Source organism: Streptomyces sp. CB00455, assembly GCF_001905445.1.
In the GTDB taxonomy this organism is placed as follows: Bacteria; Actinomycetota; Actinomycetes; order Streptomycetales; family Streptomycetaceae; genus Streptomyces.
This window is the reverse complement of the sequence record NZ_LIVQ01000001.1, coordinates 929,474-955,511: the sequence shown is the minus strand read 5'-3', so window position 1 is coordinate 955,511 and position 26,038 is coordinate 929,474. Positions and strand designations below refer to the sequence as shown.

The 26,038-nt window shown below is 73.8% G+C and carries 19 protein-coding genes and 1 pseudogene; 11 read left to right on the top strand and 9 right to left on the bottom strand.

Going from position 1 to position 26,038, the window contains the following annotated elements; genetic code table 11:
- Positions 1–81: 81 nt before the first annotated feature.
- Complete coding sequence (locus AMK16_RS04360; RefSeq protein ID WP_073908731.1) at positions 82–1,005, bottom strand: SDR family oxidoreductase; 924 nt, start codon at positions 1,003–1,005, stop codon at positions 82–84.
- Positions 1,006–1,159: 154 nt separating this feature from the next.
- Here AMK16_RS04360 and AMK16_RS04355 point away from each other — a divergent pair, with 154 nt between their 5' ends.
- Positions 1,160–2,431, top strand: a complete 1,272-nt coding sequence (locus tag AMK16_RS04355; protein WP_242438571.1) for a cytochrome P450 family protein — start codon at positions 1,160–1,162, stop codon at positions 2,429–2,431.
- A gap of 239 nt (positions 2,432–2,670) precedes the next feature.
- On the opposite strand, the gene AMK16_RS04350 is transcribed toward AMK16_RS04355, so the two are convergent.
- The 4 genes from AMK16_RS04350 to AMK16_RS04335 all read right to left on the bottom strand — a co-directional run bounded on the left by AMK16_RS04350 (position 2,671) and on the right by AMK16_RS04335 (position 9,315).
- Positions 2,671–4,278: a molybdopterin-dependent oxidoreductase gene (locus AMK16_RS04350; RefSeq protein ID WP_073908725.1), complete on the bottom strand. Its 1,608-nt coding sequence runs from the start codon at positions 4,276–4,278 to the stop codon at positions 2,671–2,673.
- 378 nt (positions 4,279–4,656) lie between these two features.
- Complete coding sequence (locus AMK16_RS04345; protein WP_143196792.1) at positions 4,657–4,857, bottom strand: hypothetical protein; 201 nt, start codon at positions 4,855–4,857, stop codon at positions 4,657–4,659.
- Between the two features lie 137 nt (positions 4,858–4,994).
- A complete protein-coding gene (locus tag AMK16_RS04340; RefSeq protein ID WP_242438570.1) occupies positions 4,995–7,604 on the bottom strand; it encodes an alpha-N-acetylglucosaminidase in 2,610 nt (869 codons plus the stop codon).
- A 22-nt stretch (positions 7,605–7,626) separates the two neighbouring features.
- Positions 7,627–9,315, bottom strand: coding sequence for an alpha-galactosidase (locus tag AMK16_RS04335; protein WP_242438569.1), 1,689 nt, complete (start codon positions 9,313–9,315; stop codon positions 7,627–7,629).
- A 167-nt stretch (positions 9,316–9,482) separates the two neighbouring features.
- On the opposite strand from AMK16_RS04335, the gene AMK16_RS04330 reads away from it, so the two are divergent.
- The 7 genes from AMK16_RS04330 to AMK16_RS04300 all read left to right on the top strand — a co-directional run bounded on the left by AMK16_RS04330 (position 9,483) and on the right by AMK16_RS04300 (position 17,985).
- Positions 9,483–10,133, top strand: a complete 651-nt coding sequence (locus AMK16_RS04330; RefSeq protein ID WP_073908719.1) for a TetR/AcrR family transcriptional regulator — start codon at positions 9,483–9,485, stop codon at positions 10,131–10,133.
- Between the two features lie 14 nt (positions 10,134–10,147).
- Entirely contained in the window at positions 10,148–11,089 is a 942-nt protein-coding gene (locus tag AMK16_RS04325; protein WP_073908716.1) for a serine/threonine dehydratase, read from the top strand.
- 122 nt (positions 11,090–11,211) lie between these two features.
- Positions 11,212–11,577, top strand: coding sequence for a hypothetical protein (locus AMK16_RS04320; RefSeq protein ID WP_073908713.1), 366 nt, complete (start codon positions 11,212–11,214; stop codon positions 11,575–11,577).
- Between the two features lie 182 nt (positions 11,578–11,759).
- Positions 11,760–13,094: an ABC transporter substrate-binding protein gene (locus AMK16_RS04315; protein WP_079191306.1), complete on the top strand. Its 1,335-nt coding sequence runs from the start codon at positions 11,760–11,762 to the stop codon at positions 13,092–13,094.
- A 50-nt stretch (positions 13,095–13,144) separates the two neighbouring features.
- A complete protein-coding gene (locus AMK16_RS04310) occupies positions 13,145–14,020 on the top strand; it encodes a carbohydrate ABC transporter permease (RefSeq protein ID WP_073910439.1) in 876 nt (291 codons plus the stop codon).
- Positions 14,017–14,892 carry a carbohydrate ABC transporter permease gene (locus AMK16_RS04305; RefSeq protein ID WP_073908710.1) on the top strand — a complete coding sequence of 292 codons (876 nt, stop codon included), beginning with the start codon at positions 14,017–14,019 and terminating at the stop codon, positions 14,890–14,892. The genes AMK16_RS04310 and AMK16_RS04305 overlap by 4 nt, the downstream gene beginning before the upstream one ends.
- A 60-nt stretch (positions 14,893–14,952) precedes the next feature.
- On the top strand, positions 14,953–17,985 hold the full coding sequence (locus AMK16_RS04300; protein ID WP_073908707.1) for an alpha-mannosidase: 3,033 nt from the start codon (positions 14,953–14,955) through the stop codon (positions 17,983–17,985).
- 98 nt (positions 17,986–18,083) lie between these two features.
- Here the strand turns inward: AMK16_RS04300 and AMK16_RS04295 are convergent.
- Positions 18,084–18,674: pseudogene (locus AMK16_RS04295) on the bottom strand (alpha/beta fold hydrolase); the annotation flags it as partial.
- Positions 18,675–18,899: 225 nt separating this feature from the next.
- Here AMK16_RS04295 and AMK16_RS04290 point away from each other — a divergent pair.
- The 3 genes from AMK16_RS04290 (at position 18,900) to AMK16_RS04280 (ending at position 22,688) form a co-directional block, all read left to right on the top strand.
- A complete protein-coding gene (locus tag AMK16_RS04290) occupies positions 18,900–20,933 on the top strand; it encodes an NADPH-dependent 2,4-dienoyl-CoA reductase (RefSeq protein WP_073908704.1) in 2,034 nt (677 codons plus the stop codon).
- A gap of 61 nt (positions 20,934–20,994) precedes the next feature.
- Complete coding sequence (locus AMK16_RS04285) at positions 20,995–21,408, top strand: PaaI family thioesterase (RefSeq protein ID WP_073910431.1); 414 nt, start codon at positions 20,995–20,997, stop codon at positions 21,406–21,408.
- Positions 21,405–22,688 carry an MFS transporter gene (locus AMK16_RS04280; protein WP_073908701.1) on the top strand — a complete coding sequence of 428 codons (1,284 nt, stop codon included), beginning with the start codon at positions 21,405–21,407 and terminating at the stop codon, positions 22,686–22,688. Before AMK16_RS04285 ends, AMK16_RS04280 begins: the two co-directional genes overlap by 4 nt.
- 14 nt (positions 22,689–22,702) lie before the next feature.
- Here AMK16_RS04280 and AMK16_RS04275 read toward each other — a convergent pair whose 3' ends face one another.
- From AMK16_RS04275 to AMK16_RS04265, 3 genes are all read right to left on the bottom strand, one after another.
- On the bottom strand, positions 22,703–23,167 hold the full coding sequence (locus AMK16_RS04275; protein ID WP_073908699.1) for a hypothetical protein: 465 nt from the start codon (positions 23,165–23,167) through the stop codon (positions 22,703–22,705).
- Between the two features lie 143 nt (positions 23,168–23,310).
- Entirely contained in the window at positions 23,311–24,081 is a 771-nt protein-coding gene (locus AMK16_RS04270; protein ID WP_079191305.1) for a helix-turn-helix domain-containing protein, read from the bottom strand.
- Positions 24,082–24,336: 255 nt separating this feature from the next.
- Positions 24,337–25,923, bottom strand: coding sequence for an alpha/beta hydrolase (locus tag AMK16_RS04265; RefSeq protein WP_073908696.1), 1,587 nt, complete (start codon positions 25,921–25,923; stop codon positions 24,337–24,339).
- Between the last annotated feature and the right edge of the window lie 115 nt (positions 25,924–26,038).

The window sequence follows — 26,038 nt, the reverse complement described above, 5'->3', positions numbered from 1 at the left end:
GACGTACGCCCCCGCCGACGCCAGTGCCATGGGGGTGCCCTGCCGGTCGGGCCGAGCCCGCCCGGCCCGACAAGACGCTCTCTAGCGGTAGCCGGTGGTGTCCGCCGGGCGGCCCGGGTCCTGGACCTCGACCATGTACCGCCAGGCGTCCGGCCGGCTGCCGTCGAGATCCGTGAACCCGTACACCCCGGCGAGCTGCCCGCTGGAGAGGGACCGGCCGTTCCAGCGCGCCACCTGTGGGTCCGCGGCCAGTGCCGCGACCGCCCGGCCCACGTAGGAGGGGGTTTCGGAGATCTCGAAGTGCGGGACCGCCTCCAGCGCGTCCCGCCAGTTCTCCTCCGTCACGCCGAAAGTCTCCAGCATGATCTCTGAGCGCATCCAGCCCGGGGTCAGCGCCACCGCCGTGGCCCCGCGCGGTCCCACCTCGTGGCCGAGCGCGAACGCCATCCGCAGGACCGAGGACTTGGCGATGTCGTAGAAGAAGGACACCCGGTAGCGGCTCGCGTTGTACTCGGCCGTGCCGTCCGTCATCTCCACCACCAGGCCGCCCGGCTCGCGCAGCAGCAGGGGGAGCGCGAAGTGGCTCGTGACGGCGTGCGTCTCCACCGCCAGCCGCAGCAGCCGCAGCCCCTTGTCCAGGTCGTGCTCCCAGACCGGGCTCTCCCACTCGAAGAGCAGCTCCCCGCCCCAGATGTCGTTCACCAGGACGTCCAGGCGGCCCTGCTCGGCGTCGATCCGCCGGACCAGCGCCTCCACCTCCGCCGGCACCAGATGGTCGGCGACCACGGCGATGCCCCGCCCGCCCGCCGCCGTCACCAGCTCGGCCGTGTCCTCGATGGTCTCCGGCCGGTCGTACTCCGAGCGGCCCGCGCGCGAGCTGCGGCCCGACGCGTACACGGTCGCGCCCTGTGCGCCCAGCTGGACCGCGATGCCCCGGCCCGCCCCCCGCGTCGCCCCGGCCACCAGGGCGACCTTGCCTTCGAGTGTGCGCCGTGACTGCTCCATGGCCCGACCCTACGGCGACCGGCCGGAGCGTGCCACGGGCCCGCGTGGCCGGTCCGCGCACCCGCGACGGGGGCGCCGGGCGGCGGCCCTGTACAACACGCCCTCCACGCCGCACTGTTGACCGCGTTGCGTTCCAACAGGTCAGGAGATCCGCGTGCCGGCCCACCACCCGTCCGTCCCGCACGTCATCGACCCCGCCGGCGGCTGCCCGCACGCCCTCAACGCCCGGTTGCGCGCGCAGGGCCCCGTGGCCGGGGTCGTCCTGCCCGGCGGGGTGCCCGGGGCCGTCGTCCTCGGACACGATGCGCTGAAGGAGTTCCTCGCCCATCCCGACGTGGCGAAGGACTCCCGGCACTTCCCCGCCCTCCACGACGGGACCATCCCCCCGAACTGGCCGCTGCGGGTCTTCGCCAACGCCCAGGGCATGCACACCGCCGACGACGCCGACCACCGCCGCCTGCGCTCCCTGGTCGGCAAGGCCTTCACCGCCCGCCAGGTGGAACGGTTGCGGCCGCGCGTCGAGGAACTGGCCGCCGGACTCCTGGACGACCTGGAGCGGGCCGCGGCCGGGGCCCCCGACGGGGTCGCCGACCTGCGCACGCACTTCGCGCTCCCGCTCCCGATGAGCGTCATCTGCGAGCTCCTCGGCGTGGACCCCGAGCACCGGGGCCGGCTGCACCAGCTGTCCAACACGGTGATCGTCGCGACCGACACCACCCCCGCCGAGGCGATGGCCGCCGTACGCGAACTCGTCGAACTCATGGGCACGATCGCGGCCGCCCGGCGCGCGGCGCAGGCGCGGGGCGACGCGGGCGAGGACCTCACCAGTGCCCTGCTCGCCGCCCGCGAGGGCGACGGGGACCGGCTCAGTGAGGCCGAACTCATCGGCACCATGCGGCTGATGCTCGTCGCCGGCCACGAGACCAGCCAGAACCTCATCAGCAACGCGGTGCGCGCCCTGTGCACCCACCGCGACCAGCTCGCCCTCGTCATGGAAGGGAAGGCGAGCTGGACGGACGTCGTGGACGAGACCCTGCGCTGGGACGGGCCGGTCAGCTGGTTCCCCTTCCGCTACCCCACCCGCGACCTGACCGTTGGAGGAACCGTGATCCCGCGGGGCACGCCGGTGCTCGCCGGCTACACCGCGGCCGGGCGCGACGGAGCCTTCCACGGCGCGGATGCCGACTCCTTCGACATCACCCGGCCCACCGCCGCCCGCAGCCTCTCCTTCGGTCACGGCGCCCACTACTGCGTGGGCGCCCCGCTCGCCCGCCTGGAGGCCACCATCGCCCTGGAGCGGCTCTTCACCCGCTTCCCCGACCTCGACCTGGCGACCCCGGAAGCCGAACTCCCGCACCAGCGCAGCTTCATCGGCAACAGCGTCGAGACGCTGCCGGTGCGCCTGGCGGGGGGCCGGGCGGTCTGAAGGCCGTCCCGCAGTCCCCGGCGGGCGCATGTCGCCGGCTCCGGCTCCAGCTCCGGCACCTGTCTCCCGGCTACCGCTGGGAGGTACCCCGGCGTTGCCGGAACGCCCGCATGCGCCCGGCGCGGAGGCGCCCCTCCGCCGTGCGGTGCACCGCGGAGGGCGGCGTGCGCCCAGACCCGGCGATCACGGGGCGACCCTCAGGCGAAAGAGACGGCCCGGCCCCGCCGGGCGGGGGCTCCTCACGGGCCGGGGCCGACGTCTACCGTCACCGCGTGCCAACCCGTCGCCCCGTCCGGCAGGGTCCCGGCCCGCCGCCCCGTCTGCACGGCGCCGGTCCGGTCCGTGGCCCGCACCTCCAGGGTGTGCCGGCCCGGGGCCGCGTCCCACCGCCACACCCACTGGCGCCAGGTGTCGTCGCCGTCCGCGGCGGCCAGGCGCGCCTCGTGCCAGGGGCCGCCGTCGACCCTGGCCTCCACCCGGCGGATACCCCGGTGCTGCGCCCACGCCACGCCGGCGACGGCGACCGGGCCGGGCGCGAGGCCGGCGTGCGGGCGCGGGGTGTCGATCCGCGACTGCGTCTTGACGGGGGCCCGGGCCGCCCACGACCGGCGCACCCAGTACGCGTCGTACGCACCGAAGGTGGTCAGGCGCAGCTCACGCAGCCACTTGCACGCCGAGACGTACCCGTACAGTCCCGGTACGACCATCCGGACCGGGAACCCGTGCGCGAAGGGCAGCGGCTCGCCGTTCATCCCGACGGCCAGCAGCGCCGCCCGGCCGTCCATGACGGCCTCGACGGGCGTGCCGGTCGTCATGCCGTCCACCGAGCGTGCCACCAGCTGGTCGGCCGGGCCGCCTTCGGAGGGCGGCCGGACCCCTGCCTCGCGGAGCAGGTCCGCGAGGCGCACGCCGAGCCAGCGGGCATTGCCCGTGTACGGGCCCCCGACCTCGTTCGACACACAGGTCAGGGTGATGTCGTGCTCGACCAGGGGGCGGTCCAGCAACTCCCGCAGGCCGAGGGTGAGGGGCCTGGCCACTCCGTCACCGTGAATGTGCAGCTGCCAGGTGTCGGCGTCCACGCGGGGTACGACCAGGGCGGTGTCCACCCGGTAGAAGCTCCGGTTCGGGGTGAGGAAGGCGGAGACACCGGGCACCCGGAGGTCCGCGCCGGTGGGCACCGGCGGCGCGGGTACGGCCGGCCGGGGCAGGCGGAAGCCGGCCCGCGAGGCCGTCGCCCCGGCAGACCCGTGGGCGCCGAGGCGCCGCCCCGCGAGTGCGGCCCCGGCCGAGGCCGCCAGGGTGGCGGCGACCAGCCGTCCGAAGCCGCGACGGTCCATCGCGCCGGCGCCGTGGGGCTCTGCTCCGGCCGGCCGGAATCGGGGTCGCGGTCGCGTCAACGCCCTGACCAGCAGGTACAGCGTCCCAGCCGAGGCCAGTGCGCCCACGAGGGACGGCAACGCGTCCGGCCATGCCGCCTCCGGGCGGCTGAGCGCGGCCGCCGCGCCCAGCAGTCCGAAGCCGCCGGCGACGGCCACGCCGGCGGGGAGGTGGTGGACGGCGAGGATCCCCGCCGCCACGGCGACGAGGGCGAGGGCGGTGACGACGCCCAGCATCAGCACCGTCTTGTCGGCGGTGCCGAACTGCCGGACGGCCCACTCCTTGAGGGCGGCGGGCGTCCGGTCGACGACCGTCGCACCGACCGCCGTGAGGGGCGAGGAGTCCGGCCGGACGGCGGCCGCGGCCAGCCCGGCGACGGCCAGCCCGGCGACCGCGGCGACCAGGCCGCCGACGGCTCCGCCGAGGAGCAGCCGCCGCCGGGCACGCGACGCGGACTCCGCACGCCCCATGTACTGTCACCGCCCTCACGCCGGCCGGCGCCCTTGCGACCCGGCTCCGCCTGGCCCCTACTGCTTCCATGGTGACTCCGCTGCGCGTTTCATGGTGACTCCGCTGCGCGCGGCCACGCACGGGGAGGGCTGGTACGCCCTGTGGCGTGGGCTCGCCGTCACGGCCGACAGCTACGCTCCGCGACGGCGACGGCGACGGCGACGGCGACGGCGACGGCGACGGCGACCGCGGCTCCGGCCGACGGACAGGGCCGGGTGGCTACGGTGTGTCCGGGCCGCGGTGGCTGCGTGCGGGGGTGCCTCGACGGCGCGCGCAGGGGCCCCGGAGCCGCAGGGCCCCGGAGCCGCGGGCCCCCGCCCCCCGAGGCCGGGCCCGGGTCACGGGGAGGGAGGGGTGGCTACGGGGCGCCCCGACAGCGGTGTCTCGTCGTCATCCGCATCCGCATCCGCATCCACGGCCCGACCTTCCCGGATCCCCTCGCTCCAGCCGTGGACCGGCATCGCCCGGCGCTTGCGGAGCTCCACCACCCCCTCGGCGAACGCCACGGCAGGGGCCCGCTCCTGTTCGGTCTCGGACATGCCCCTGATCATTCCGGGCCCGCCCCGTACGGGGGAGCGCTCGGTCTGCTCTCCCCCGTACGGGCCGGGACTTTCCCTCGACAGGGTGACGATCAACGGATAAGGCGATCATCGCTCCACGCGGCGTTGTAAGAAGGTCAGTTGACCGCCGGGAGGAACGCGGCGACTGCGGCCGCCAACGCGTACGGATCACCCGCCGGACGGACCGGATGACGGGTGGTCCTGCGGGCCCACTCCTCCTCCACGGTGTGCCAGTCGATCTCCTGCGGCGCCGTCCTGCGGGCCAGCGCCTCCTCCAGCGAGTCGAAGTACCGGTCCCACCGCCCGGCGTAGAACTCCCCGACCAGACCACTCCATTCGCGGTTCGCGTAGTCGTGCAGGAAACCGCCCTCGCTGGTGCTGCGCCGGCCCCACACGCTCAGGACCGAGCGGGCGTCGTATTCGTACCGGTCCTGCTCTGCCCGGTCGGCGCCCGCGGACCGAGCCCGCTCCAGCCAGCGGCCGAAGAGGAAGTTCGGGTCGGTTCCGGTGACGGCGTCCAGCTTCCGCTCCCCGTCCCGCCATTCACCCGTCAACTTGCGGAAGAGGGCCAGGTCGCCGGCCTCGTACGCCGTCTTGATCTTCGGCAGCAGGACCCGCGAGTGGTTCGCGAGGGCCTGCCGGGCGGTGTCCACCAGGTCGAACCGGTAGGCACTGGACCCGCGCAGCCCCGGAGCCACCTTCAGCAGGTGATCCAGGGCCCGGCGTACCGAACCGGCCGGGTAGCGCATCGACTTGGGGCTCCAGTAGGCCGCGCCCGACGCCGTCAGGCTCGGCCGGGCGGTGAACAGGCTGTCCTGCGACTCCGACCACAGCCCCGAGGAGGTGCTGTACGGCCCCTTGCGCAGTTCCTCCCACGCCGCGGCGGCCGCGGCGTCCGGCCGGCCGTAGCGGCGCTGCGCGAAGTCGGCGAACCACCGCCGTTGGTCGACGGGCCCCGGCTCCCACGCCAGGTCGGTGAACAGGTCGAAGGCGGCCGGATTGGTTCCGGTGGCCTCGGGCAGGTAGGCGATCCCGCTCAGGGCGCTCCCGCTCTTGGCGCGCCAGGCGGCGAACCGGTCGGTCCACACGGAGGTGTTGGCGCCGATGGTGGTGTGGCCGCCGAAGTTGTAGATGGTCCCCAGGGCGTACGGGACACCGCCCCAGCGGGTTTCGCGGTCGAGGCGGTTGTACCGGTCCGACAGCCCGTCCAGGATCAGCAGCTTCGAGGTGTCCACCCCGGCGAGAAGTTCCGCGGTCGGGTCGTCCTGCCAGCCCAGCACCGCCCACAGCGCTCCCGGGTGGGCGGCGTGCAGGGCGGACTGGATGGTCCCGGCGGCCGCGCCGACATCGACGGCGCCGCTCCGGCCGCCCTCGTGCAGCGGGCTCATCCGGTACATCGTGCTGTCCCCGAACACCGCGCGCTGCTCGGCGTAGTAGGCGGCGGCCAGCTCGCCGAACACCGGCGACGCCGGATCCAGCCAGTCGGGCCGGTCGAAGCCCGCCCAGTCGCCCTGCGCGACGGTGGTGGCGCCGGGGTGCCGCTCGGCGAACCGCGGCGGGACGGTGCCGAAGTAGCCCGGCAGCACCGGGGTCATGCCGAGCCCGCGCAGCTGCTCCGCGATCCGCCCGCCGAGCTCGGCGCGCTCGTGCATCAGCCGCTCGGAGACCGGGCCGCCGAAGCCGCTCAGGTTCTGCAGCAGCCACCAGCTCTGGTGGGCGGGCCCCGGGATCCACTCGCGCAGCTCCTCGGCGGAGTAACCGAAGCGCTGTAGCGCCCGGTAGTACGGGTACTCGGCGCCGACCTGCACGAACACCTCGTTGATGCCGTGCAGGGCGAGCAGGTCGATCTGCCGCTGGTACTCCTCGAAGGTGCGGTACGGGCCGGAGTAGCCGTCGTCGGTGTCGTTCAGCGCGTACCGGTGCGGTACGGCGGCGCTGCGGGTGACGGGGGCGGGGACGCCCGGCAGCCGGGCGGGCAGCATGCCGATGCTGTCGCCGGGCCAGCCGATGTCGGCGCCGGCGACGTGCTGGAGGTACCAGCCGACCGCGGTGAGGAGGGTGGCTCCGGTGCTGCCGCGCACGGTGACCGCCCCGGGCACACCGGACACGGTGAAGGTGTCGGCGGCCGCCCCCGTGTCGGGAACGAGGGTGAACTGCGCCGCGTGGCGCGGCAGCAGCCGCTCCAGCGCGGCGCGGGCGGGTGCGGTGTCGAAGGTGCGGGGGCGGGCGGTGACGGGCGGTGCGGGAGCGGGGCCCTGCGGCCGGGCGGGCGACTGCGCCCGTACGTCTGCCCGCGCGCCCACTCGTACGCTCGCTCGTACGTCTGCCGGTGCCTCTGCTCGCACCTCTGCCGGTACCCCGGCGCGCACGTCTGCCGGTACCCCGGCGCGCACGTCTGCCGGTACCCCGGCGCGTACGCCCGCGCTCGGGGCGGTCGCGGCGGGTGTCGCGGCCGCGCAGACCAGGGCCAGCAGCGCCGCGGGCAGCGCGGCCAGACCGGCCGGGCGGAGGAACGGCAGCCGCCCGCGGGTCCGCGCGGGGGCGCCCGGGGCCGGCACCGGCGCCGAGACCAGGTCCGGTACCGGGTCCAGCGCCGACGGCGACGGCGACGCCGGGTCCAGCGCTGGCACCGACGCCGGGTCCGACGCCGGGTCCGGCATCGGTGCCGAGGCCCGGTCCGCGTTCTGCGCCGGGTTCACGATGCGCTTCGGGCTGTGGTCGGTCATCGGGTTCGTCATCCGTTCGCCGTCAGACCGGGAGGGACCAGGCCTGGTCGGCCCGGTGGTCGCCGCAGGGGGTCAGTCGCAGCCTCTCGGCCGGGGCGTCCGGGGCGGCGGGGGAAGCCGGGGCCGTCAGGCACCGGCCGCTCGCCGCCTCCACGAGCGCGCCGTCGCGGCGGTGCGCCCAGCGCTGCCCGGGCCGGTCCATCGCCGCGGGCGCGCAGCGCGCCAGCTCCACCCGTCCCTCCTCGCCCGCCGACAGGCACTGCCCGGCGAGCCGCAGGCGGGCGTCGCCGCCCAGGGTCCAGCGCTGGTCCGGCGCTCCGGTGCAGGTGCCGAGCACGACCGCGCCGACCCCCGAGGTGCTGGCGCCGTCGGCGCACCGGGCGCCGTCGCCCACGATCTGCCCGGTCGGCACGGTCTCGGCGCAGCCGCGCGGGGTGAGCCGCCAGAGCGCGGTGTCGTGAGCGGCCACGCTCCCGGTCAGGGTGTCGGAGACCCGCCGGCGCAGGCCGCTCCACAGGTCCCGTGCGTCCGCGGTGCAGGACGGCAGCCCGATCTCGTCCAGCGGTACGTTCACCGTGCGGGTGGCGGCCGAACGGTTGAGCACGGCGACGGCCCGGTCCCCGTTGGCGAGCGGCCGGACCAGGATCTCGAAGGTGGCGTTGGAGGAGACCACGGCGCCCTGACGGCCCATGGGGTCCTGGTCCAGCTCGATCAGCCGCTCGTTGCCGAGCGCCGCGAGCCCGGCCGGGGACAGCTGGGAGACCTCGGACGACAGGATGAACGGGGCCGCCATCATGGCCCACAGGGCGACCTGGCTGCGGCTCTCGGCCGCGCTGAGCCCGGGGGCGCCGGCGATGAGGAAGTCGGGGTCGTTCCAGTTGCCGGGGCCCGCGAAGCGGCCGAGCCAGCGGTTGTAGCCGTAGTTGCCCAGGACGGAGCTCCACCGGGAGGCGGTCGGGGCGGCGGGCTTGTACACCGTGATGTCCCGGCCCTCGCGCCACAGTTGTCCGGTCTCGCCCACCCAGCCCAGGACCTTGTGCCAGTCGGAACCTCCCCACTCACCCTGCTGGAAGTAGGCGGGCGCCGAGGCCGACAGCACCATGTCCCGGCCGCTCGCCCGCAGGGCCGCGGCGACGGCGTTGTAGGCGTCCCGGTAGGCCTGCTCCTTCGTCTTGCCCTGCGGCACCCACAGGTTGCAGCCGTCCATCTTGACGTAGTCGACGTTCCAGGAGGCGAACTGGCGGGCGTCCTGCGCGTAGTGGTCCTCGCCACCGCCCTGGGGGGCGCCGCTTCCCGGATACTTCTCGCAGGTCAGGGAGCCGGCGTCCTGGTAGATGCCGAACTTCAGGCCCTTGGCGTGCAGGTGGTCGCCGAGCCAGGCCATGCCGTGCGGGAACTTCCGGGTGTCGGCCACCAGGGCGCCGTGCGCGTCGCGGCTCTTGGTCATCCAGCAGTCGTCGACGGTCACCGTGTCGTAGCCCTTGGCGGCCAGCCCGGTGGACACGAGTGCGTCCGCGTTCGCGACCACCTTCGCCTCGTCGATGTCGCACATGTAGTGGGCCCAGTTGTTCCAGCCCATGGGCGGGGTCAGCGCGAGCGGGGTGTCCGAGGTCGCGGTGGGCTCGGCCCCTGCCGGGGCGGGGGAGAGCGCCAGGGCGAGCAGGGCGGCCGCGGTCAGACAGGGGAGCGAGGCGCGCAGGCGAGACGGCACGGAGTCTCCTAGACGTGGGGGCAGTCGTGCGCCCAGTGCAGCGATGCGACTACGCGCTGTCAACGCACGCAGGTGGTTCTCCGTCAATGACCAGCAATATGGCCGCAGTCGGGTCCCGCGCTGAAGCTCCCGCCCGTCCTGTTACGCCGTATGTTACGGTGTATCGCATGCCGAGGAGATCAGTCGCCCTGGACCGCGCCACGCCCGAGGCGATCGCGGTCGCCGCCCTGCGCATCATCGACGAGGAGGGTCCGGCGGCCCTGAGCTTCCGCGCCCTCGGCGAACGGCTCGACGTCTCCCATGCCACCGTCCAGCGCCGCTGCCGGGACCTGGCCGGGCTGCTGGACCTGTGTACGGAGCACCTGGCCGCGCAGCTGCCCGACATCCCCGCCGGCACCGACTGGGCCGAAGCCACCGAGCGGCGGTTCACCGCCCTGTACCGGCTGCTGACCGCCCACCCGGGACTGCTGGTGCTGCGCGGTGGCCGGCCCTGGCTCGGGCGGCAGCTGCTCGCCCGGCTCGTGGAGCCCGCCCTCGCCGACAGTGTCGCCGCGGGGATGAGCGCCGCCGGGGCGATGACCGCCTACCGCCGCATGTACCTGCTCACCCTGGGCAGCGCTGCCTTCGTGGACCACCGGGACCCGGCCGGAGCCACCGCCGCGTCGCGGGCGGCCCTGGCCGCGCTGGACCCCGAGCGGTTCCCCGTCCTCTCCGGCGGGCTGGCCGACGTACTGCCGCCGCTGACGGACCACGAGGTGTACTACGGCGCCCTGCGCCAACTGATCGAAGCCGCCCGGCCCGCGCGGCCCACCGCCTGATGGGGAGACACGCCATGCACCCGCGACAGCACCTCGACTACGCCGCCGTGCGCGCCGCCGCCGGGCGGATCGCCGGGGCGGTACGCCCCGTCACCGTGGCACCTGCGGCGGACGGGGTCTGGTACGCGCTGGAACACCTCCAGCACACCGGCTCCTTCAAGGCGCGCGGGGCGCACAACTTCCTCGCCGCCCACGCCGGGGCCGGCACCCTCCCGGCCGCCGGTGTCACCATCGCCTCCGGCGGCAACGCGGGACTGGCCTGCGCCTGGGCGGCCCGCGCGCATTCCGTGCCCGCGACCGTCTTCCTGCCCGCCAACGCGCCCCGGGTGAAGGTGGAACGGCTGCGGGGGTACGGCGCCCGGGTGCGCCTCGTCGGCGACCGCTATGCCGACGCGCTGGACGCCTGCCGGGAGTTCGCCGCCACAAGCGGGGCGCTCAGCAGCCACGCCTATGACCACCCGCTGGTCGCGGCGGGCGCCGGAACCCTGCTCGACGAGATCCGGACCGCCCTGCCCGGGCTGGACACGGTGGTCGTCGCGGTCGGCGGGGGCGGGCTGTTCGCCGGGGTCGCCACCGCGGCGCGCAAACACGGCGTCCGGGTGATCGCGGCCGAACCGGAGAACTGCCGCGCCCTGAACGCCGCCCTGGAGGCCGGCCGGCCGGTGGACGTCACCGTGGACTCCGTGGCCGCCGACTCCCTCGGCGCCACCCGGGTCTCGGTCGACGCGCTCGCCGCCGCACAGCAGGAGGGCGTACGGTCCGTCCTCGTCCCCGACGCGGCGATCACGGCCGCCCGGCGCGCACTGTGGGAGGAGCACCGGATCGTGGTCGAGGCGGCCGCCGCCACCGCGCTGGCGGCGCTGCACGCTGCGCCGCGGCCGCCGGGGGAGCGCGTCGCCGTCATCCTCTGCGGGGCCAACACCGACCCGGGGGACCTGACGGTCCCCGCGGCCTGACCCCGGCGACGATCGTCGCGAAGGCCGACGACTTTCGGGGACTGCTCCGGTCCCCGCCCCGCTGCGAAGGTCGTCGTGTCCCGGCGGGCGCCGCGGACGCGGAGCGACACGGAGGAACGGGCGTGGCACAGCGCAAGGGTTGTCTGATCGGCTGCGGGGTGGCGCTGGTACTCGGCCTCGCCCTCGCGGCGGCTGCGGTCCTCGGCATCGGGAAGGTACGGGACATCGCGGACAGCACCGTGCTCGATCCCGCGGTCTACGAGTCCGTGAAGACCGGCGACGCCGAGGACGTGGTCCGCGCCAAGCTGCCGTCCGGCGACTCCTTCGTCAAGAGCGCCCTCAAGGAGGGCGGCCCGGCGCAGCCCGAGGGCAGCACCTGCGCCTGGTACGTCGCCGGTGGTGACACCGCGCTCGGTGAGGAGACCGTCCTGCGCTTCTGCTTCAAGGACGGCCGGCTCGCGGAGAAGGCCGCCTACCGCATGCGGTAGGCGTACGGGCCGGCGGCCGAGCGCCCGGCGCGGTCGAGAGCGGCCCGGCGACTTCGGGAACCGTCGATAAGGAGTCAACTCCCGCCGCGTCCGGCTCGCGCGTCATTGACGGGGACCTGCCCGCGGACGACCGTGGGCACCGCCTCCGGCAACGAGGCCGGACTTCTGCGAAGGCGGCGACGATGACCCGTTCGAACCCGGCCCGGACGGCTGTGGCCACGCTGGTGGCCGGCGCCCTGCTCTCGACCGCCGCCTGCGGGATGGGCGGCATGTCGGGGAAGGCCGGACAGGCCGCAAGGACGGGCAGGGTGGAGGGGCGCATCACCTTCCGCACCCTGCAGTTGAAACCCGTCTTCACCGCGTACGTACAGGGCGTCATCGACTCCTTCGAGCGGGAGCACCCGAAGGTGGAGGTCACCTGGGAGGACGTCCCGGGCGGCGGCTACAACGAGAAGCTCGTCGCCGACGCCCAGGCCGGCGCCCTCCCGGACGTGGTCAACCTCTCCACCGACTCCTTCCAGCTCCTCGGCGACCGGGGCATGCTCGCCGACGTCGCCGAGCTCGACGCGGCGGTGGCCCACGAGTACGTGCCGGGCGCCTGGGAGCAGTTCAAGCTCCCCGGCAAGGGCGAGGGCGTGTACGCCTACCCCTGGTACGTGACGCCGGAGATCCTCACCTACAACAGGGAGCTCTTCGCGAAGGCGGGACTGGACCCGGCCGAGCCGCCCACCAGCGTGGAGCAGTTCTTCGACTACGCCGAGCGGATCGCCGCCTCCTCCGGCGGCCGGTACTGCGCCTTCATGGCCGACCCCAAGGGGCGCCTGCCCGGCGACTGGCAGAAGATGGGCGTCCCCCTCCTCGACGCGAAGGGCGAACGCTTCACCTTCGACACCGACACGGCCGTCGCCTGGGTGCAGCGGATGAAGGACCTGTACGCCAAGGGCGCCATGCCCAAGGAGTCCCTCCTCGCCTCCGACGACATCAACCAGCTGTACGGCGCCGGGAAGCTCGTCTTCGGCCCCGGCTCGCCGGGCTTCGTCAAGGACATCAGGCAGAACGCGCCGCAGGTGTACGCGAACACGCAGGTCGCGGGGGCCGTCACGGGCAAGCTCGGGCACATAGGCATCTACGCCCAGTCGCTCGGCATCCGCAAGGACACCGAGCACCTGGACGCGGCGGCCGAGTTCGCCAAGTGGGTCACCAACGGTCCCAACCAGGTGGCCTTCTCCAAGAAGGCCACCATCTACCCGTCGAACGCCCGGGGCCTCACCGACCCCTACTTCGCGGACAGGGGCGACGGCAGGGACGCGGAGACCCTCGCCCGCGCGGTCGGCGCCGAGCAACTGAAGACCGCCGAGCTCGACGCCAACACGCCCGTCCAGTGGACCAGCCAGGTCGGCGACGCCGTGGTCCGCGAGGTCCAGCGGGCCATCAAGGGCGAACAGGACCCCCGTACAGCGGTGAGGAAGGCCCAGGAGGAGGCCAACGAGATCCTCGCCCACGCGGCCCGCAGGTGACCCGCGCACCCGGAGGCACGGCGCGGCGGGCCGTGGAGGCCGAGACCGGTCTGCTCCACCGCCGGTGGTGGGTCCCCTACCTCTTCCTCGCCCCCGGCCTGCTGATGGTGGCGCTGTTCGGCCTCTGGCCGTTCGTCAACACCGTCGTCCTCTCCTTCACCGACTCCCAGATCCTGCGCGGCGGTACCTTCGTCGGCTTCGAGAACTACACCCGTGCCGTCACCGACCCCGACTTCTGGGTCGCGACCGGCAACAGCGTGCTGTACCTCCTGGTCGTCGTGCCCTGTCTGGTGTTCCTGCCGCTGGCCCTCGCCGTCCTGGTGCGGACCGAGGTACCCGGCATCGGCTTCTTCCGCTCCGCCTTCTACACCCCGGTGATCGCCTCCGCCGTGGTGGTCGGCCTGGTCTGGCAGTGGGTGCTGCGCAGCGACGGACTGGTCAACACCGTCTTCTTGGGGCTGGGCGTCGTCTCCGAGCCGGTTCCGTTCCTCACCGACAACACCCTGCTGCTGGTCTCGGCGATGATCGTGACCGTGTGGAAGGGCCTCGGCTACTACATGGTCTTCTACCTCGCGGCCCTCGGGAACGTCCCCGGCTCCCTCTACGAGGCGGCCGCGCTCGACGGCGCCGGCCCGGTGCGCCGGTTCCTCAGCATCACCGTGCCGCAGGTCAAACCGATGATGCTGCTGGTCGGCACGCTGTCCGCGATCTCCGCGCTGCGCGTCTTCACCGAGATCTACATCCTCGGCGGTGAGAGCGGCGGCCCTGGCGGCGGCGCCCGGACCCTGCCCTTCCTCATCCGGCAGGTCGGCCTCGGCTTCTCCGGCGAGACCGGCTACGCCTCGGCCATCTCCATCCTGCTGTTCCTCCTCACGCTGGTCTTCAGCCTGCTGGGCCGCCGTCTGTCGAAGGGAGACGAGAGGTGAGCGCCCCCTCCCCCTCCGGGAGCAGGGCGTCCCGGCGGCGCGCCGGGGCCGGCCGCCGCCGCTCGCCCGGCCTGGCCGGCCGGTACGCCACGCTGCTCCTGATGCTCGTCGTCATGCTGGGCCCCCTCGTGTGGCAGTTCCTCACCTCGGTCCGCGGCCGCACCGAGAACGTGTACGACGGACTGCTGCCCTCGCAGCCCACCTTCGACAACTACGTCCGTGTCGCCGCGTCGTTCCCGCTGCTGCGGTACGTGGGCAACACCCTCGTGGTGGCCGTCATGGCCATCGTCTCGAACACGCTGTGCGCGGCGATGGGCGGCTACGCCCTGTCCCGGGCCGGCTGGAAGGGCCGCGGAGCCGTCTTCACCGTCCTGGTGGCGACCCTGATGTTCCCCTTCGAATCCGTGATGATCTCGATGTTCCTCACGGTGCGGGGGATGGGCCTGGTCGACACCCTCGTCGGCGTGTGGCTCCCCGGCGCCGTCTCCGTGCTCAACATCATGATCATGCGGGCGGCCTTCCTGTCCGTACCCCGGGAGGTGGAGGAAGCCGCGGTGCTGGACGGTGCGAACGAGTGGGCCCGCTTCACCCGGGTCTTCCTCCCGGCGGCGAAGGGCACGCTGGCCGTCGTCTGCATCACCAGCTTCATGGGCGCCTGGGACGACTTCCTCTGGCCCCTGCTCGTCCTGACCGACAGCGACCACTACACCCTCCAGCTCGGCCTGAAGTCCCTGGCCGGCGCGACCACGGTCAACGACCAGCGGCTGATCGCCGCCGGCGCGATGGCCGCGCTCCTCCCGATGGTGCTGCTCTTCTTCGCCCTGCAGCGTTTCTTCTTCAAGGGCGTCGGCGAAGGAGCCGTCAAGACCTGACCCGCCGCTGCCCGTCCACCGCACCTGCCGACCTCCTCCCTCCCCTCTGGAGCAGCCGTCATGCACGACGACCGCAGCATCACCGAGCACCGCCTGCGCCGTGTCCTCACGGAGCGCATCAAGCCCGCCGTCCGCTCCCGGGCGGTCCCGCTGACCGTCGAGCGGTGGGAGGTCCCCGGCGAGCCCGTGCCCGTCGCCGAGGGCCTGGCAGCGGCGTACGAGCCCTGCGCGCCGGGCCGGACGTGGGGCCCGGCCTGGGGCACCACCTGGTTCAAGGTGACCGGCACCGTCCCCGCCGGCTGGGCCGGCCGCACGGTCGAGGCCGTCCTGGACCTCGGCTTCGACCGGATGATGCCCGGCTTCCAGTGCGAAGGGCTCGTCCACCGGGCCGACGGCGCCGAGGTCAAGGCGCTCAATCCCCACAACGACTGGGTGCGCGTCGCCGACCGGGCCGTCGGCGGCGAGCGCGTCGAGTGGTACGTCGAGGCCGCTTCCAATCCGGTCCTGGTGGACCACCGGGCCACCTACGAGGGCGACCGGCCGACCAGCGGCGGGCAGCCCCTCTACCGGCTCGGCCGGATGGACCTCACCGTCTTCGAGAGCGAGGTCTGGGAGCTGGTCCAGGACCTGGAGGTCCTCCACGAGCTGATGACGCAGCTCGGCGAGGGGGACGCCCGCCGGTACGGGATCCTGCGCGCCGTCGAGGCCGCCCTGGACGCGCTGGACCTCGGCGACGTGCCCGCCGCGGCGGCCGCCTCCCGCGCCCGCCTGGCCGACGTGCTCGCCGCGCCCGCCCACGCCTCCGCGCACCGCGTCAGCGCGGTCGGCCACGCCCACATCGACTCGGCCTGGCTGTGGCCGCTGCGCGAGACGGTGCGCAAGGTCGCCCGCACCACCTCGAACGTGGTGGCCCTGATGGACCGGCACCCCGAGTTCGTCTTCGCCATGTCGCAGGCGCAGCAGCTCGACTGGATCAAGACCTACCGGCCCGAACTCTTCGAGCGGATCAAGAAGAAGATCGCGGACGGGCAGTTCGTGCCGGTCGGCGGGATGTGGGTCGAGTCCGACACCAACATGGTCGGCGGCGAGGCCATGGTCCGCCAGTTCCTCTACGGCAAGAAGTTCTTCCTCGACGAGTTCGGCATCGAGACGCACAACGTGTGGCTGCCCGACTCCTTCGGTTACACCGCCGCGATGCCGCAGATCGTCAAGCTGTCCGGCTCCCGCTGGTTCCTCACGCAGAAGATCTCCTGGTCCCAGGTCAACGCCTTCCCCCACCACACCTTCTGGTGGGAGGGCATCGACGGCACCCGGATCTTCACCCACTTCCCGCCCGTCGACACCTACAACGGCGACCTGGGCGGAGCGCAGCTGGCGCACGCCGCACGCAACTACCGCGAGAAGGGGCGCGGTTCGCGCTCCCTGGCCCCCTTCGGCTGGGGTGACGGCGGCGGCGGCCCCACCCGCGAGCACCTCGCCCGCGCCAAACGCCAGCGGGACCTGGAGGGCTCTCCCCGCGTCGAGATCGAGCGGCCGGACGCCTTCTTCGAGAAGGCGCACGCCGAGTACGGGGACGCGCCCGTCTGGGCCGGCGAGCTCTACCTGGAGCTGCACCGCGGCACCTACACCTCCCAGGCGAAGACCAAGCAGGGCAACCGGCACAGCGAGTCGCTGCTGCGCGAGGCCGAACTGTGGGCGGCCACCGCCGCGGTGCGGGACCCGGAGTACGCCTACCCGTACGAGGACCTGGAGCGGATCTGGAAGACGGTGCTGCTGCACCAGTTCCACGACATCCTGCCCGGCTCCTCCATCGCCTGGGTGCACCGCGAGGCGCGCGAGACGTACGGGAAGGTGCGCGCGGAACTGCGGGCCATCACGCTCGCCGCACAGACGGCGCTGGCCGGGGAGGGCGCCGGGGAACTGGTCTTCAACTGCGCCCCGCACGCCCGGCGCGGCATTCCGGCCGGAGGCGCGGGCCGCCCGGCCCCGGCGGCGGAGCCGGTCACGGTGGAGGAGCGGCACGGCGGCGGACACGTCCTCGCCAACGGGCGGCTGCTGGTGGAGATCGACGGCCGCGGGCTCGTCGTCGGCGCCTACGACCTGGAGGCGGGCCGCGAGTCCGTCGCGCCGGGGACCGCCGCGAACCTGCTCCAGATCCATCCGGACTTCCCGAACATGTGGGATGCCTGGGACATCGACGCGTTCTACCGCAACAAGGTCACCGACCTGGACGGCCTGGACGGCCTGGACGGCCTGGAGGTCACCGGGAGCGGCCCCGGGATGGTGACCGTACGGGTCTCCCGTTCTTTCGGCGCCTCGAAGGCGGTCCAGTCCCTCACGCTGCGCGCCGGAGCCAAGACGCTCGACATCGTCACCGAGGTCGACTGGCACGAGACGGAGAAGCTGCTCAAGGCGGCCTTCCCGCTGGACGTCAAGGCCGACCGGTCGGCCTCGGAGACGCAGTTCGGGCACGTCCACCGCGCCACCCACACCAACACCTCGTGGGAGGCGGCGAAGTTCGAGATCTGCGCCCACCGCTGGATCCACGTGGAGGAGCCCGGCTGGGGCGTCGCCCTGCTCAACGAATCCACCTACGGCCACGACGTGACCCGCGACGTGCGCCCCGACGGCGGCCAGACCACCACCGTCCGGCTGTCCCTGCTGCGGGCCCCGCGCTATCCCGACCCGGAGACCGACCAGGGGACCCACACCCTGCGGTACTCGCTCGCGCCCGGCGCGGACATCGGCGACGCCGTCCGCGAGGGCCACGCCCTGAACCTGCCCGAGCGCACCCTGACCGGCGCGGGCCCGGTCGCCCCGCTGGTGGCGGTGGACGACGACGCGGTGGTCGTCGAGGCGGTCAAACTCGCCGAGGACCGCAGCGGCGATGTGATCGTGCGCCTCTACGAATCGCGCGGCGGCCGCGCCAGCGCCACCCTCACGGCCGGATTCCCGGTCACGGCGGCGGTCGAGAGCGACCTGCTCGAACGGCCCCTGCGGGGTTCAGCCGTCGCCGCCCCGGCCGCGGACGGCGCCACCGCGCTCACCCTGCGGCCCTTCCAGATCGTGACGGTCCGCCTCCACCGCGCCTGACACCTCCGGCCCCCCGGCGAGGAAGGGCGCACCCGGGTGAACTCCCGGGGGGCGGCGGCGTGGATCAGATGTCCGGCCGGGACCGTCGTCAGCCGGGCGCCCGGTATCCGGCGGACCAGTTCGGCGAGGTGCGCGTGCGGGACGTGGCTCGTGGGGCCGCCGCCCAGCACCAGGGTCCGGGCGGTGATCCGGCCGAGCCCCTCCAGCCAGGCCGGATCGGGCCGGTCCAGCTGCGCCCGGACCGCGAGGACCATCGCCCAGTCGAAGTCGAGCTCGCCCCCGGGCCGGACGGGGACGACCGGCTCACGGGGGAACGGCGCGGGCGCGTCCTCCAGCACGAGCCGGCCCACTCGCCAGGGCTGCGCCTGCGCGACCAGGTACGCCACGAACCCGCCCAGCGAATGGCCGGCCAGGTCCACCCGGTCCAGGCCGAGGGCGTCGAGGAGGCCCAGCACGTCGTCGCGCATCAGCTCCAGCGAGTACCGGTCCGTCCGGTCGCTGCGGCCGTGCCCGCGCAGGTCCACCGCGTAGACCCGGCGCCCGGGGGCCATCGCGTCGCGTACGGGGGCCCAGTGCCCGGCCGTCTCGCCCAGCGCGGGCAGCAGGATCAGCGGATCGCCGTCCGGGGGCCCGGAGACCTCGTACGCCAGCCGCACCCCGCCCACCGTGACCACGCGCCGCTGCGTCATGGGGGCGACGTTACCGGGAGCGGCAGCGGCAGCATGAGCCGGTGCGGGTCGGAGCGCATCGGGCGGGGCGCAGGTCGTGAACTCCGCCACACGGGCGGGCGCGTCGGCCCCGGGGGCCCTGGGGTCGGGGGCCGCCCGCCTCCCGAGCGGTTTTGCACCTAGTTGCAAAACCGCTTCCGCCTCGCTAGAACAGGGTCATCACCCGCGTGCGAGGAGGCACCCCAGATGAGCCCGCAGAGTCCCCAGAGCCGGTACCCCCACCTGCTGAGCCCCCTGGACCTCGGTTTCACCACGCTGCCGAACCGCGTGATCATGGGCTCGATGCACACCGGGCTCGAAGAGCACGAGCGCGGCTTCGAGCGTCTGGCCGCCTTCTACGCCGAGCGCGCTCGCGGCGGCGCCGGCCTCATCGTCACCGGCGGCATCGCCCCCAACGACGCCGGCCGCCCCTTCGAGGGCGGCGCCCGCCTCACCACCGAGGAGGAGGCCGCCGAGCACCGTGTGATCACCGACGCCGTGCACGCCGAAGGCGGGAAGATCGCGATGCAGATCCTCCACTTCGGCCGCTACGCCTACCACAAGGACCTGGTCGCCCCCAGCGCGCTCCAGGCCCCCATCAGCCCCTTCGTCCCCAACGAACTCACCGACATCGAGGTGGAGCGCACGGTCGAGGACTTCGTCCGCGCCGCCCGCCTCGCCCGCCTCGCAGGCTACGACGGCGTCGAGATCATGGGCTCCGAGGGCTACCTGATCAACGAGTTCATCGCCGCCGCCACCAACAGGCGCACCGACCGCTGGGGCGGCGCCTACGAGAACCGCGTCCGCTTCCCGCTGGAGATCGTCCGCCGCACCCGCGCGGCCGTCGGCGAGGACTTCATCCTGATCTACCGGCTCTCCATGCTGGACCTGATCCCGGGCGGCTCCACCCTCGACGAGGTCGTCCACCTCGCCAAGGAGATCGAGGCCGCCGGCGCCACCATCATCAACACCGGCATCGGCTGGCACGAGGCCCGCATCCCCACCATCGCCACCTCCGTCCCGCGCGGCGCCTACACCTGGGTCACCAAGCGGCTGATGGGCGCGGTGTCCGTCCCCCTCGTCACCAGCAACCGCATCAACACCCCCGAGATCGCCGAGGAACTGCTCGCCGACGGCCGCGCGGACCTCGTGTCCCTGGCCCGCCCCTTCCTCGCCGACGCGGACTTCGTCGCCAAGGCCGCGGCCGGCCGCTCCGAGACCATCAACACCTGCATCGGCTGCAACCAGGCCTGCCTCGACCACACCTTCAGCGGGAAGATCACCAGCTGCCTGGTCAACCCGCGCGCCTGCCACGAGACCGAACTGGTCCTGTCTCCCACCCGGGTGAAGAAGCGCGTCGCCGTCGTCGGCGCCGGACCGGCCGGACTGGCCTGCGCCGTCTCCGCCGCCGGACGGGGTCACGCCGTCACCCTCTTCGAGGCGTCGGGCCACATCGGCGGCCAGCTCGACATCGCCCGCCGGATCCCGGGCAAGGAGGAGTTCGAGGAGACGATCCGCTACTACGGAACGCAGCTCGTGCAGAGCGGCGTCGAGGTCCGCCTCGACACCCGCGCGGACGTGGAGACCCTCCAGGGCTACGACGAGGTCGTCATCGCCACCGGCGTCACCCCCCGCACCCCCGACATCGAGGGCGTGGACCACGACCACGTCCTCACCTACCTCGACGTACTGCGCGACGGCGCGCCCGTCGGCGAGCGCGTCGCCGTCGTCGGGGCCGGCGGCATCGGCTTCGACGTGGCCGAGTTCCTCACCGACAGCGGCGAGGGCGCAGCCCAGGACCCGGCCGTCTACTTCCGCCACTGGGGAGTCGACACCGCCTACACCGGGCCCGGCGGACTCGCCGCGCCCGAACGTCCCGCGCCGCCGCGCCGGGTCCACCTGCTCCAGCGCAAGACCACCAAGGTCGGAGCCGGTCTCGGCACCACCACCGGCTGGATCCACCGCGCCGAGCTCAAGCACCGCGGGGTGGTGTCCGTCGCCGGGGCCTCGTACGACCGCATCGACGACGAGGGCCTGCACATCACCGTCGACGGCGAGCAGCGCCTCGTCCCCGCGGACACGGTGGTCCTGTGCACCGGCCAGGAACCGCGTCGCGACCTGTACGAGGCGCTGCGCGCGGCCGGCGTCGAGGCACACCTCATCGGCGGCGCGGACGTGGCCGCCGAACTCGATGCCAAGCGGGCCATCCGCCAGGGCACGGAGCTGGCCGCCGCGCTCTGACCGGAGCGCAGGGCGGATCAAAAGTGTTGTGGCGGCCCGCCCGGGCCGCCACAATCTTCCGGTGACGCTGACACCGGCAGAAGCCGACAAGATCCTCGCCGACAACTTCGCCCCCTGGGTGCTCGCGTTGGGCCTGACCGTCCGGGAGACCGGGGAACGGCACGCCGTCCTGCGGCTGCCGTGGTCGGACGCCCTGGCCCGGGACGGCGGCGGGCTGAGCGGACAGGCCCTGATGGCTGCCGCCGACACCGCCACCGTCATCGCGATCTCCGCGGCGCGCGGGGAGTACGGCCCGATGACCACGGTCCAGCAGTCCACGAGCTTCCAGCGGCCGGTGAACGGCGCCGACGTGCTGATCCACGTACGGGTCACCAAATTGGGCAGGCGGATGGCCTTCGCCGACATCACCATGACCCCCGAGGGTGCGGCGGAGCCGTCCGCCACCGCCTCCACCGTGTACGCGCTGCCGGGATGAGCCCGCTGCGGCGGAACAAGGACTTCAACGTCTTCTGGCTCGGCCAGGCGCTGTCCGTCCTCGGCGGGAGCATCTCCATGCTCGCGCTCCCGCTGCTGGTCCTCGACGCCACCGGCTCGCTGGTGCAACTGGGGCTGATCACGGTCGTCTCGGGGACCACCGCCGTCGTCACGGGACTGGCCGCCGGTTTCGTGGTGGACCGGTCGGACCGCCGCCGCCTCATGATCGTCTGTGATCTGGGGCGCGCGGCGCTGCTCTGCGCGGTGCCGCTCGTGTGGTGGGCCGACGGGCCGCGGATCTGGCTGCTGTACGCCCTCGCCGCCCCGATCGCCGTGCTGAAGACCCTCTTCGACGTGGCCTACGTGACGGCCGTGCCCCGCCTCGTACGCAGGCAGGACCTGACCACCGCCAACGGACGGCTGATGGGCACCTTCGCCCTCGGGACCCTCCTCGGGCCCGTGGCGGCCGGCTTCCTCACCTCAGCGGTGGGCGCGGACCGGGCCCTCGGCGTGGACGGCGCGACCTTCCTCGTCTCCGCCGTCAGCCTGGCCTGGGTACGGTTCCGGCAGCCCGCCGACGGCCCCGCGCAGAGCGCGCCCCCGCCCCGGACTGCCATGCTCCGCGAGGTGTTCGTCGTCGGATTGCGCTTCCTGTGGGGCCACGCGCTGCTGCGGCCCCTGACAGTGCTGCTCACCCTGCTGACCTTCGTCACCACGGGCGCCACCGACCTGCTGATCTACCGGGTCCAGAACGACCTGGGGCACGGCGCGGCCACCCTCGGTTACGTGATCGCCGTGAGCGGCGCCGGTGTCGTCGCCGCCGCGCTCACCGCGGGCAGACTGCGGCGGACCTTCGGCTTCGGACCCTGCTGGCTGGCCTCGGCCGTGATGATCGGCGCCGGCGTGAGCGTGACGGGCGTCAGCACGAGCGTGCCGCTGATCGCCGCCCTGGCCGCCGTGTTCATGTTCGGGGTGACCCTGGGCGGCGTCTGCAGCATGACCCTGCGCCAGGAAGTCACCCCCGACCACCTGCTCGGCCGGGTCACCTCCGCCTTCTGGACGGTGCACAACGCCTCGGGGCCGGTGGGCGCGGCCGTGCTGACCGTACTGGCCGCCCGCCACGGCGTGCCCGCGGTGAGCCTGGCCGCAGGCGCGTTCTGCCTGCTGATCGTCGGGTGCGGGCTGCTGACGCCGCTGCGCACCGGCGGGGGCGCCGCCGGCGCCGCCCCCGCGGGACCCCCGGCCCGGGAGCCCGCCGCGGAGGCGTCCGCCGCTCCCTGAGGAACGGGGGCGGATCAGATGTCGATCACTCTGTAGGCGATCGTGTACGCGCCGCCGGAGCCCTCCAGCGAGCGGTACTGCACCTCGCCGTTGAACTCGCTGCCGGTGACCAGCGTCGCGCCCAGCTTGTCGTCCGGGCTGGTCGTGTCGTAGTCCCACAGCGTGAGCGTGCGCGCCTGCTGCTTGCCGAGGACGAGCGCGGCGTTGCCGTTCGCGTCCCCCAGCGGGCGGACGTAATCGGTGCCCATCGTCTGGTACTTGCCGCTGCCGGGCCAGACCTTGACCTGGTTGCCGTTGGCGTCGGTGATCTTGATGTACGCCTCGTCGTGGTCGCCCTCGCTCTGCTTGTGGCAGGTCAGCTCCAGCAGCTCGATGCGGACGTAGTCGACCGGCTCGGCCTGCGCGGCCCCGGCGAAGCCCGCGAGGCTGCCGGCCGCGAGCAGGGCGGCGGTCGCGAGGCGTGCGGCGGTTCGGCTCATGGTGTCCCCCGTGTGTCGTGTCACCCTCGGTGACCCGGAGTGCCGGTCCCCCCGGCACGTCCACCACTGTGCACGCCGCGGGTGCCCCGCATCCACGCGCGTTCCGCTGAGTGGAACGCGCGGAGCGCCGGCGCGGCCGCCCGTCAGCGCAACAACCCCGGCGGCAGCCCGGACGGCCCGCGCACCCCGCGGCCGAGACCGCGGGTCACGGCCGCGCCGGCCTCCGCGACGGCGTGCGCGAGACGGGCCGGCGACTGCCCGGCCGGGACCAGCGCCGCGAGCGCAGCCACCACCGCGCCGTTGGGGGAGCGCACCGGGAGCGCCGCACAGCACACCCCGGCCATCACGTCCTCCCGGTCGAGCACGGCCCCGGACCGCCGGGGGCCGCGCAGGGCCCGTCCGACGGCCGTGTCCAGGCGGAAGCCGGTCCCGTTGCGGACGGGGAGCACGGGCTCCAGGGCGCCCGGAACCGAACTCACCGTCAGGGCCACCGTGTCGTCGAGCGCCGTGTCGTGGAGCACCGTCAGGACCACACTGGCCCCCGTCGCCGCCCGCAACCGGTGCAATGGCAGCCGGGCGGCTGCGCGCAGCCCGGGGTGGGGCTGCCAGGCCTGGCCGATCCGGTAGAGCTGCGCGCCCAACCGGTAGCGTGCCCCGTGGCGTTCGACGGCGCCGAGGGCCACCAGCTGGTCGAGCAGCCGGTGCACGGTCGCCTTGGGAACCCCGCAGGCGAGGGCGAGTTCGGTCACTCCGGCCTCGTCGCCCTGCCGGCGCAGCGCCTCCAGCACGGCGAAGGCCCCTTCGAGCACGCCCCGGCCGCGCGGCGCCCCGGCCGGGGCGCCGCCCGGGCCGGACCCGCGGGCGCCGCCTGCCGACGACGGATGTGACGAGCGCGAGCGCGCGGACGCGGCCATGGGTCCCCCCGGACTCCTCGGCCCGGCCGTGGCCCCCCAGCGGCACGACCCGGGCACCGCCCATCATGACGCGGACGGTGCCCGGTGCGAAGCGGTTTCGCGGCGTGCCGTGACAGGTGACCGGACCCGCGCGCTCACGAGTGCCGCCGTGCGCAGGCGGCACCGTGCGCAGGCGGCACGGTGCGCAGGCGGCGCGTCCGACGCAGTCCGGTCAGAAGCGGCGCGTCAGAAGCGCCGCAGTCAGAAACGGCCCGGTCAGAAGCGGTGCGGACCGGCCGGGAACGGAAGGGGGCCGGCCGGGGCTGCGGACGCGCGCCGCTCCGCACCACCGGACGGGTTGGTGCACGTCACGTCCTCGGCGGGCAGCCGGCCCGTGGCCAGGTACGCGCTGACCGGGGCGTTGGCGCAGGAGGTCGGGTCCGCGAGGTACACGCCGTGGCCCTCGCCGCCCGCCGCCAGCACCATCCGCGAGCCCTTGAGGGCGCGGTGCAGACCCTGCCCGCTGGTGAGCGGCGTCTGCGAGTCCCACTCGTTCTGCACGGTCAGCACGTTGGCGCGGGTGCGCATCGGCGTGGCCGCCTCGACGGGCCGGTCCCAGAATGCGCACGGCTTGATGTTGGAGGCGAAGTCCCCGTACAGCGGGTACCTGGCCTTGTCCTTGGCCGCGTCCCGTTCGTACTGCTCGGTGTAGCGGGGCCAGGACCCGGTGTCCCCGCACACCACGGCCCAGAAGACGGCCGTGCCGTTGTCCGGGGCCGGCTCGCCGGCCGGGCGGGCCGGCTGCCCGCCGGAGAGCAGCTTGCCGGCCTCGGCCGCCGTCATCCCGGCGGGCAGCGGCTTGCCCTCGGCCGCGGCCTTGACGGCCACGATCAGCGGGGTCGCCTGCGCGGGGTAGAAGAACAGCCCGCGGGCGGAGCGCAGGGCGTCACCGGTGATCTTCTGCCCGTCCAGGTCGACCGGCTCCCGGTCGGCGCGCGCCACCAGCCCCCAGAAGGTGTCGGAGACCGCCTTCGGCGTGTCACCGAGCCCGTTGTCGGCCGAGCGCTCCGCGGCCCACCGCGTCCACCGCTGGAAGGCGGGCTCCGCCTCGGTCGCCCACACCTGGATCATGCCGCGCCAGATCCGCTGCGGGTCCACGCCGCTGTCGAGCACGAAGCGGTCCGTGCGCTCCGGGAACATCTGCGAGTAGACCGCCCCGAGGTAGGTCCCGTAGGAGTACCCGAGGTAGGAGACCTTGCGCTCGCCCAGGGCCGCGCGGATCGCGTCCATGTCGCGCGCCGTGTTGCGGGTGGTGATGTAGGGCAGCACCGCGCCCGCCTTCTCGCGGCATTTCTCGGCGACGGTGCGCGCCCACGCCACATCGGCGGGGAAGCTCTCCGGCCGGTAAGCCCGATCGAAGTTCTGCTCGGCGTCGTTCAGTTCGCAGGTGATCGGGCTGCTGGCACCGACCCCGCGCGGATCGAAACCGATGAGGTCGTAGCCTTCCCGTACGTTCCCCGGCATGATCCCGTCGACGGCGAGGGGCAGACCGAGACCGGAGCCGCCCGGGCCGCCGGGATTGAGCAGCATGACGCCGTGCCGCTTGGCCTGGTCCGGGCTCTTCATCCTCGATATCGCGAGGTCGATCATGCGGCCGCCGGGACGCCGGTAGTCGAGCGGGACCTTGAGGGTGGCGCACTCGTACGAGGCCGGCTGGTCCGGACTGCAACGGTGCCAGGCGGGCTTCTGCGGCCGGTACTCCGCCGCCGGCGCGGCGGAGACCTGAGTGGCGGTCAGCAGGGGCAGGGACGTCGCGAGGAGTCCGGCGGTGGCGAGCAGCGGTGCGAGGCGTTTGTGGCGCACGGGGGCCGTTCCTTTCGGTGAAGGCACTTACCCGCTCACCCTGTTGCACGTACGGCTGCGGCGAATCATCCCGGAGGGCAGGGATGCGTGCATCTCACGAAGGAGGTCTTATCCT

Coding starts and splice junctions, on each gene's coding strand:
- AMK16_RS04345 (WP_143196792.1), bottom strand. CDS start 4,857: ATGTCCGAGACCGAACAGGAGCGGGCCCCTGCCGTGGCGTTCGCCGAG.
- AMK16_RS04350 (WP_073908725.1), bottom strand. CDS start 4,278: ATGGGGCGTGCGGAGTCCGCGTCGCGTGCCCGGCGGCGGCTGCTCCTC.
- AMK16_RS04290 (WP_073908704.1), top strand. CDS start 18,900: ATGAGCCCGCAGAGTCCCCAGAGCCGGTACCCCCACCTGCTGAGCCCC.
- AMK16_RS04280 (WP_073908701.1), top strand. CDS start 21,405: ATGAGCCCGCTGCGGCGGAACAAGGACTTCAACGTCTTCTGGCTCGGC.
- AMK16_RS04340 (WP_242438570.1), bottom strand. CDS start 7,604: ATGACCGACCACAGCCCGAAGCGCATCGTGAACCCGGCGCAGAACGCG.
- AMK16_RS04315 (WP_079191306.1), top strand. CDS start 11,760: ATGACCCGTTCGAACCCGGCCCGGACGGCTGTGGCCACGCTGGTGGCC.
- AMK16_RS04325 (WP_073908716.1), top strand. CDS start 10,148: ATGCACCCGCGACAGCACCTCGACTACGCCGCCGTGCGCGCCGCCGCC.
- AMK16_RS04300 (WP_073908707.1), top strand. CDS start 14,953: ATGCACGACGACCGCAGCATCACCGAGCACCGCCTGCGCCGTGTCCTC.
- AMK16_RS04270 (WP_079191305.1), bottom strand. CDS start 24,081: ATGGCCGCGTCCGCGCGCTCGCGCTCGTCACATCCGTCGTCGGCAGGC.
- AMK16_RS04360 (WP_073908731.1), bottom strand. CDS start 1,005: ATGGAGCAGTCACGGCGCACACTCGAAGGCAAGGTCGCCCTGGTGGCC.
- AMK16_RS04275 (WP_073908699.1), bottom strand. CDS start 23,167: ATGAGCCGAACCGCCGCACGCCTCGCGACCGCCGCCCTGCTCGCGGCC.
- AMK16_RS04330 (WP_073908719.1), top strand. CDS start 9,483: ATGCCGAGGAGATCAGTCGCCCTGGACCGCGCCACGCCCGAGGCGATC.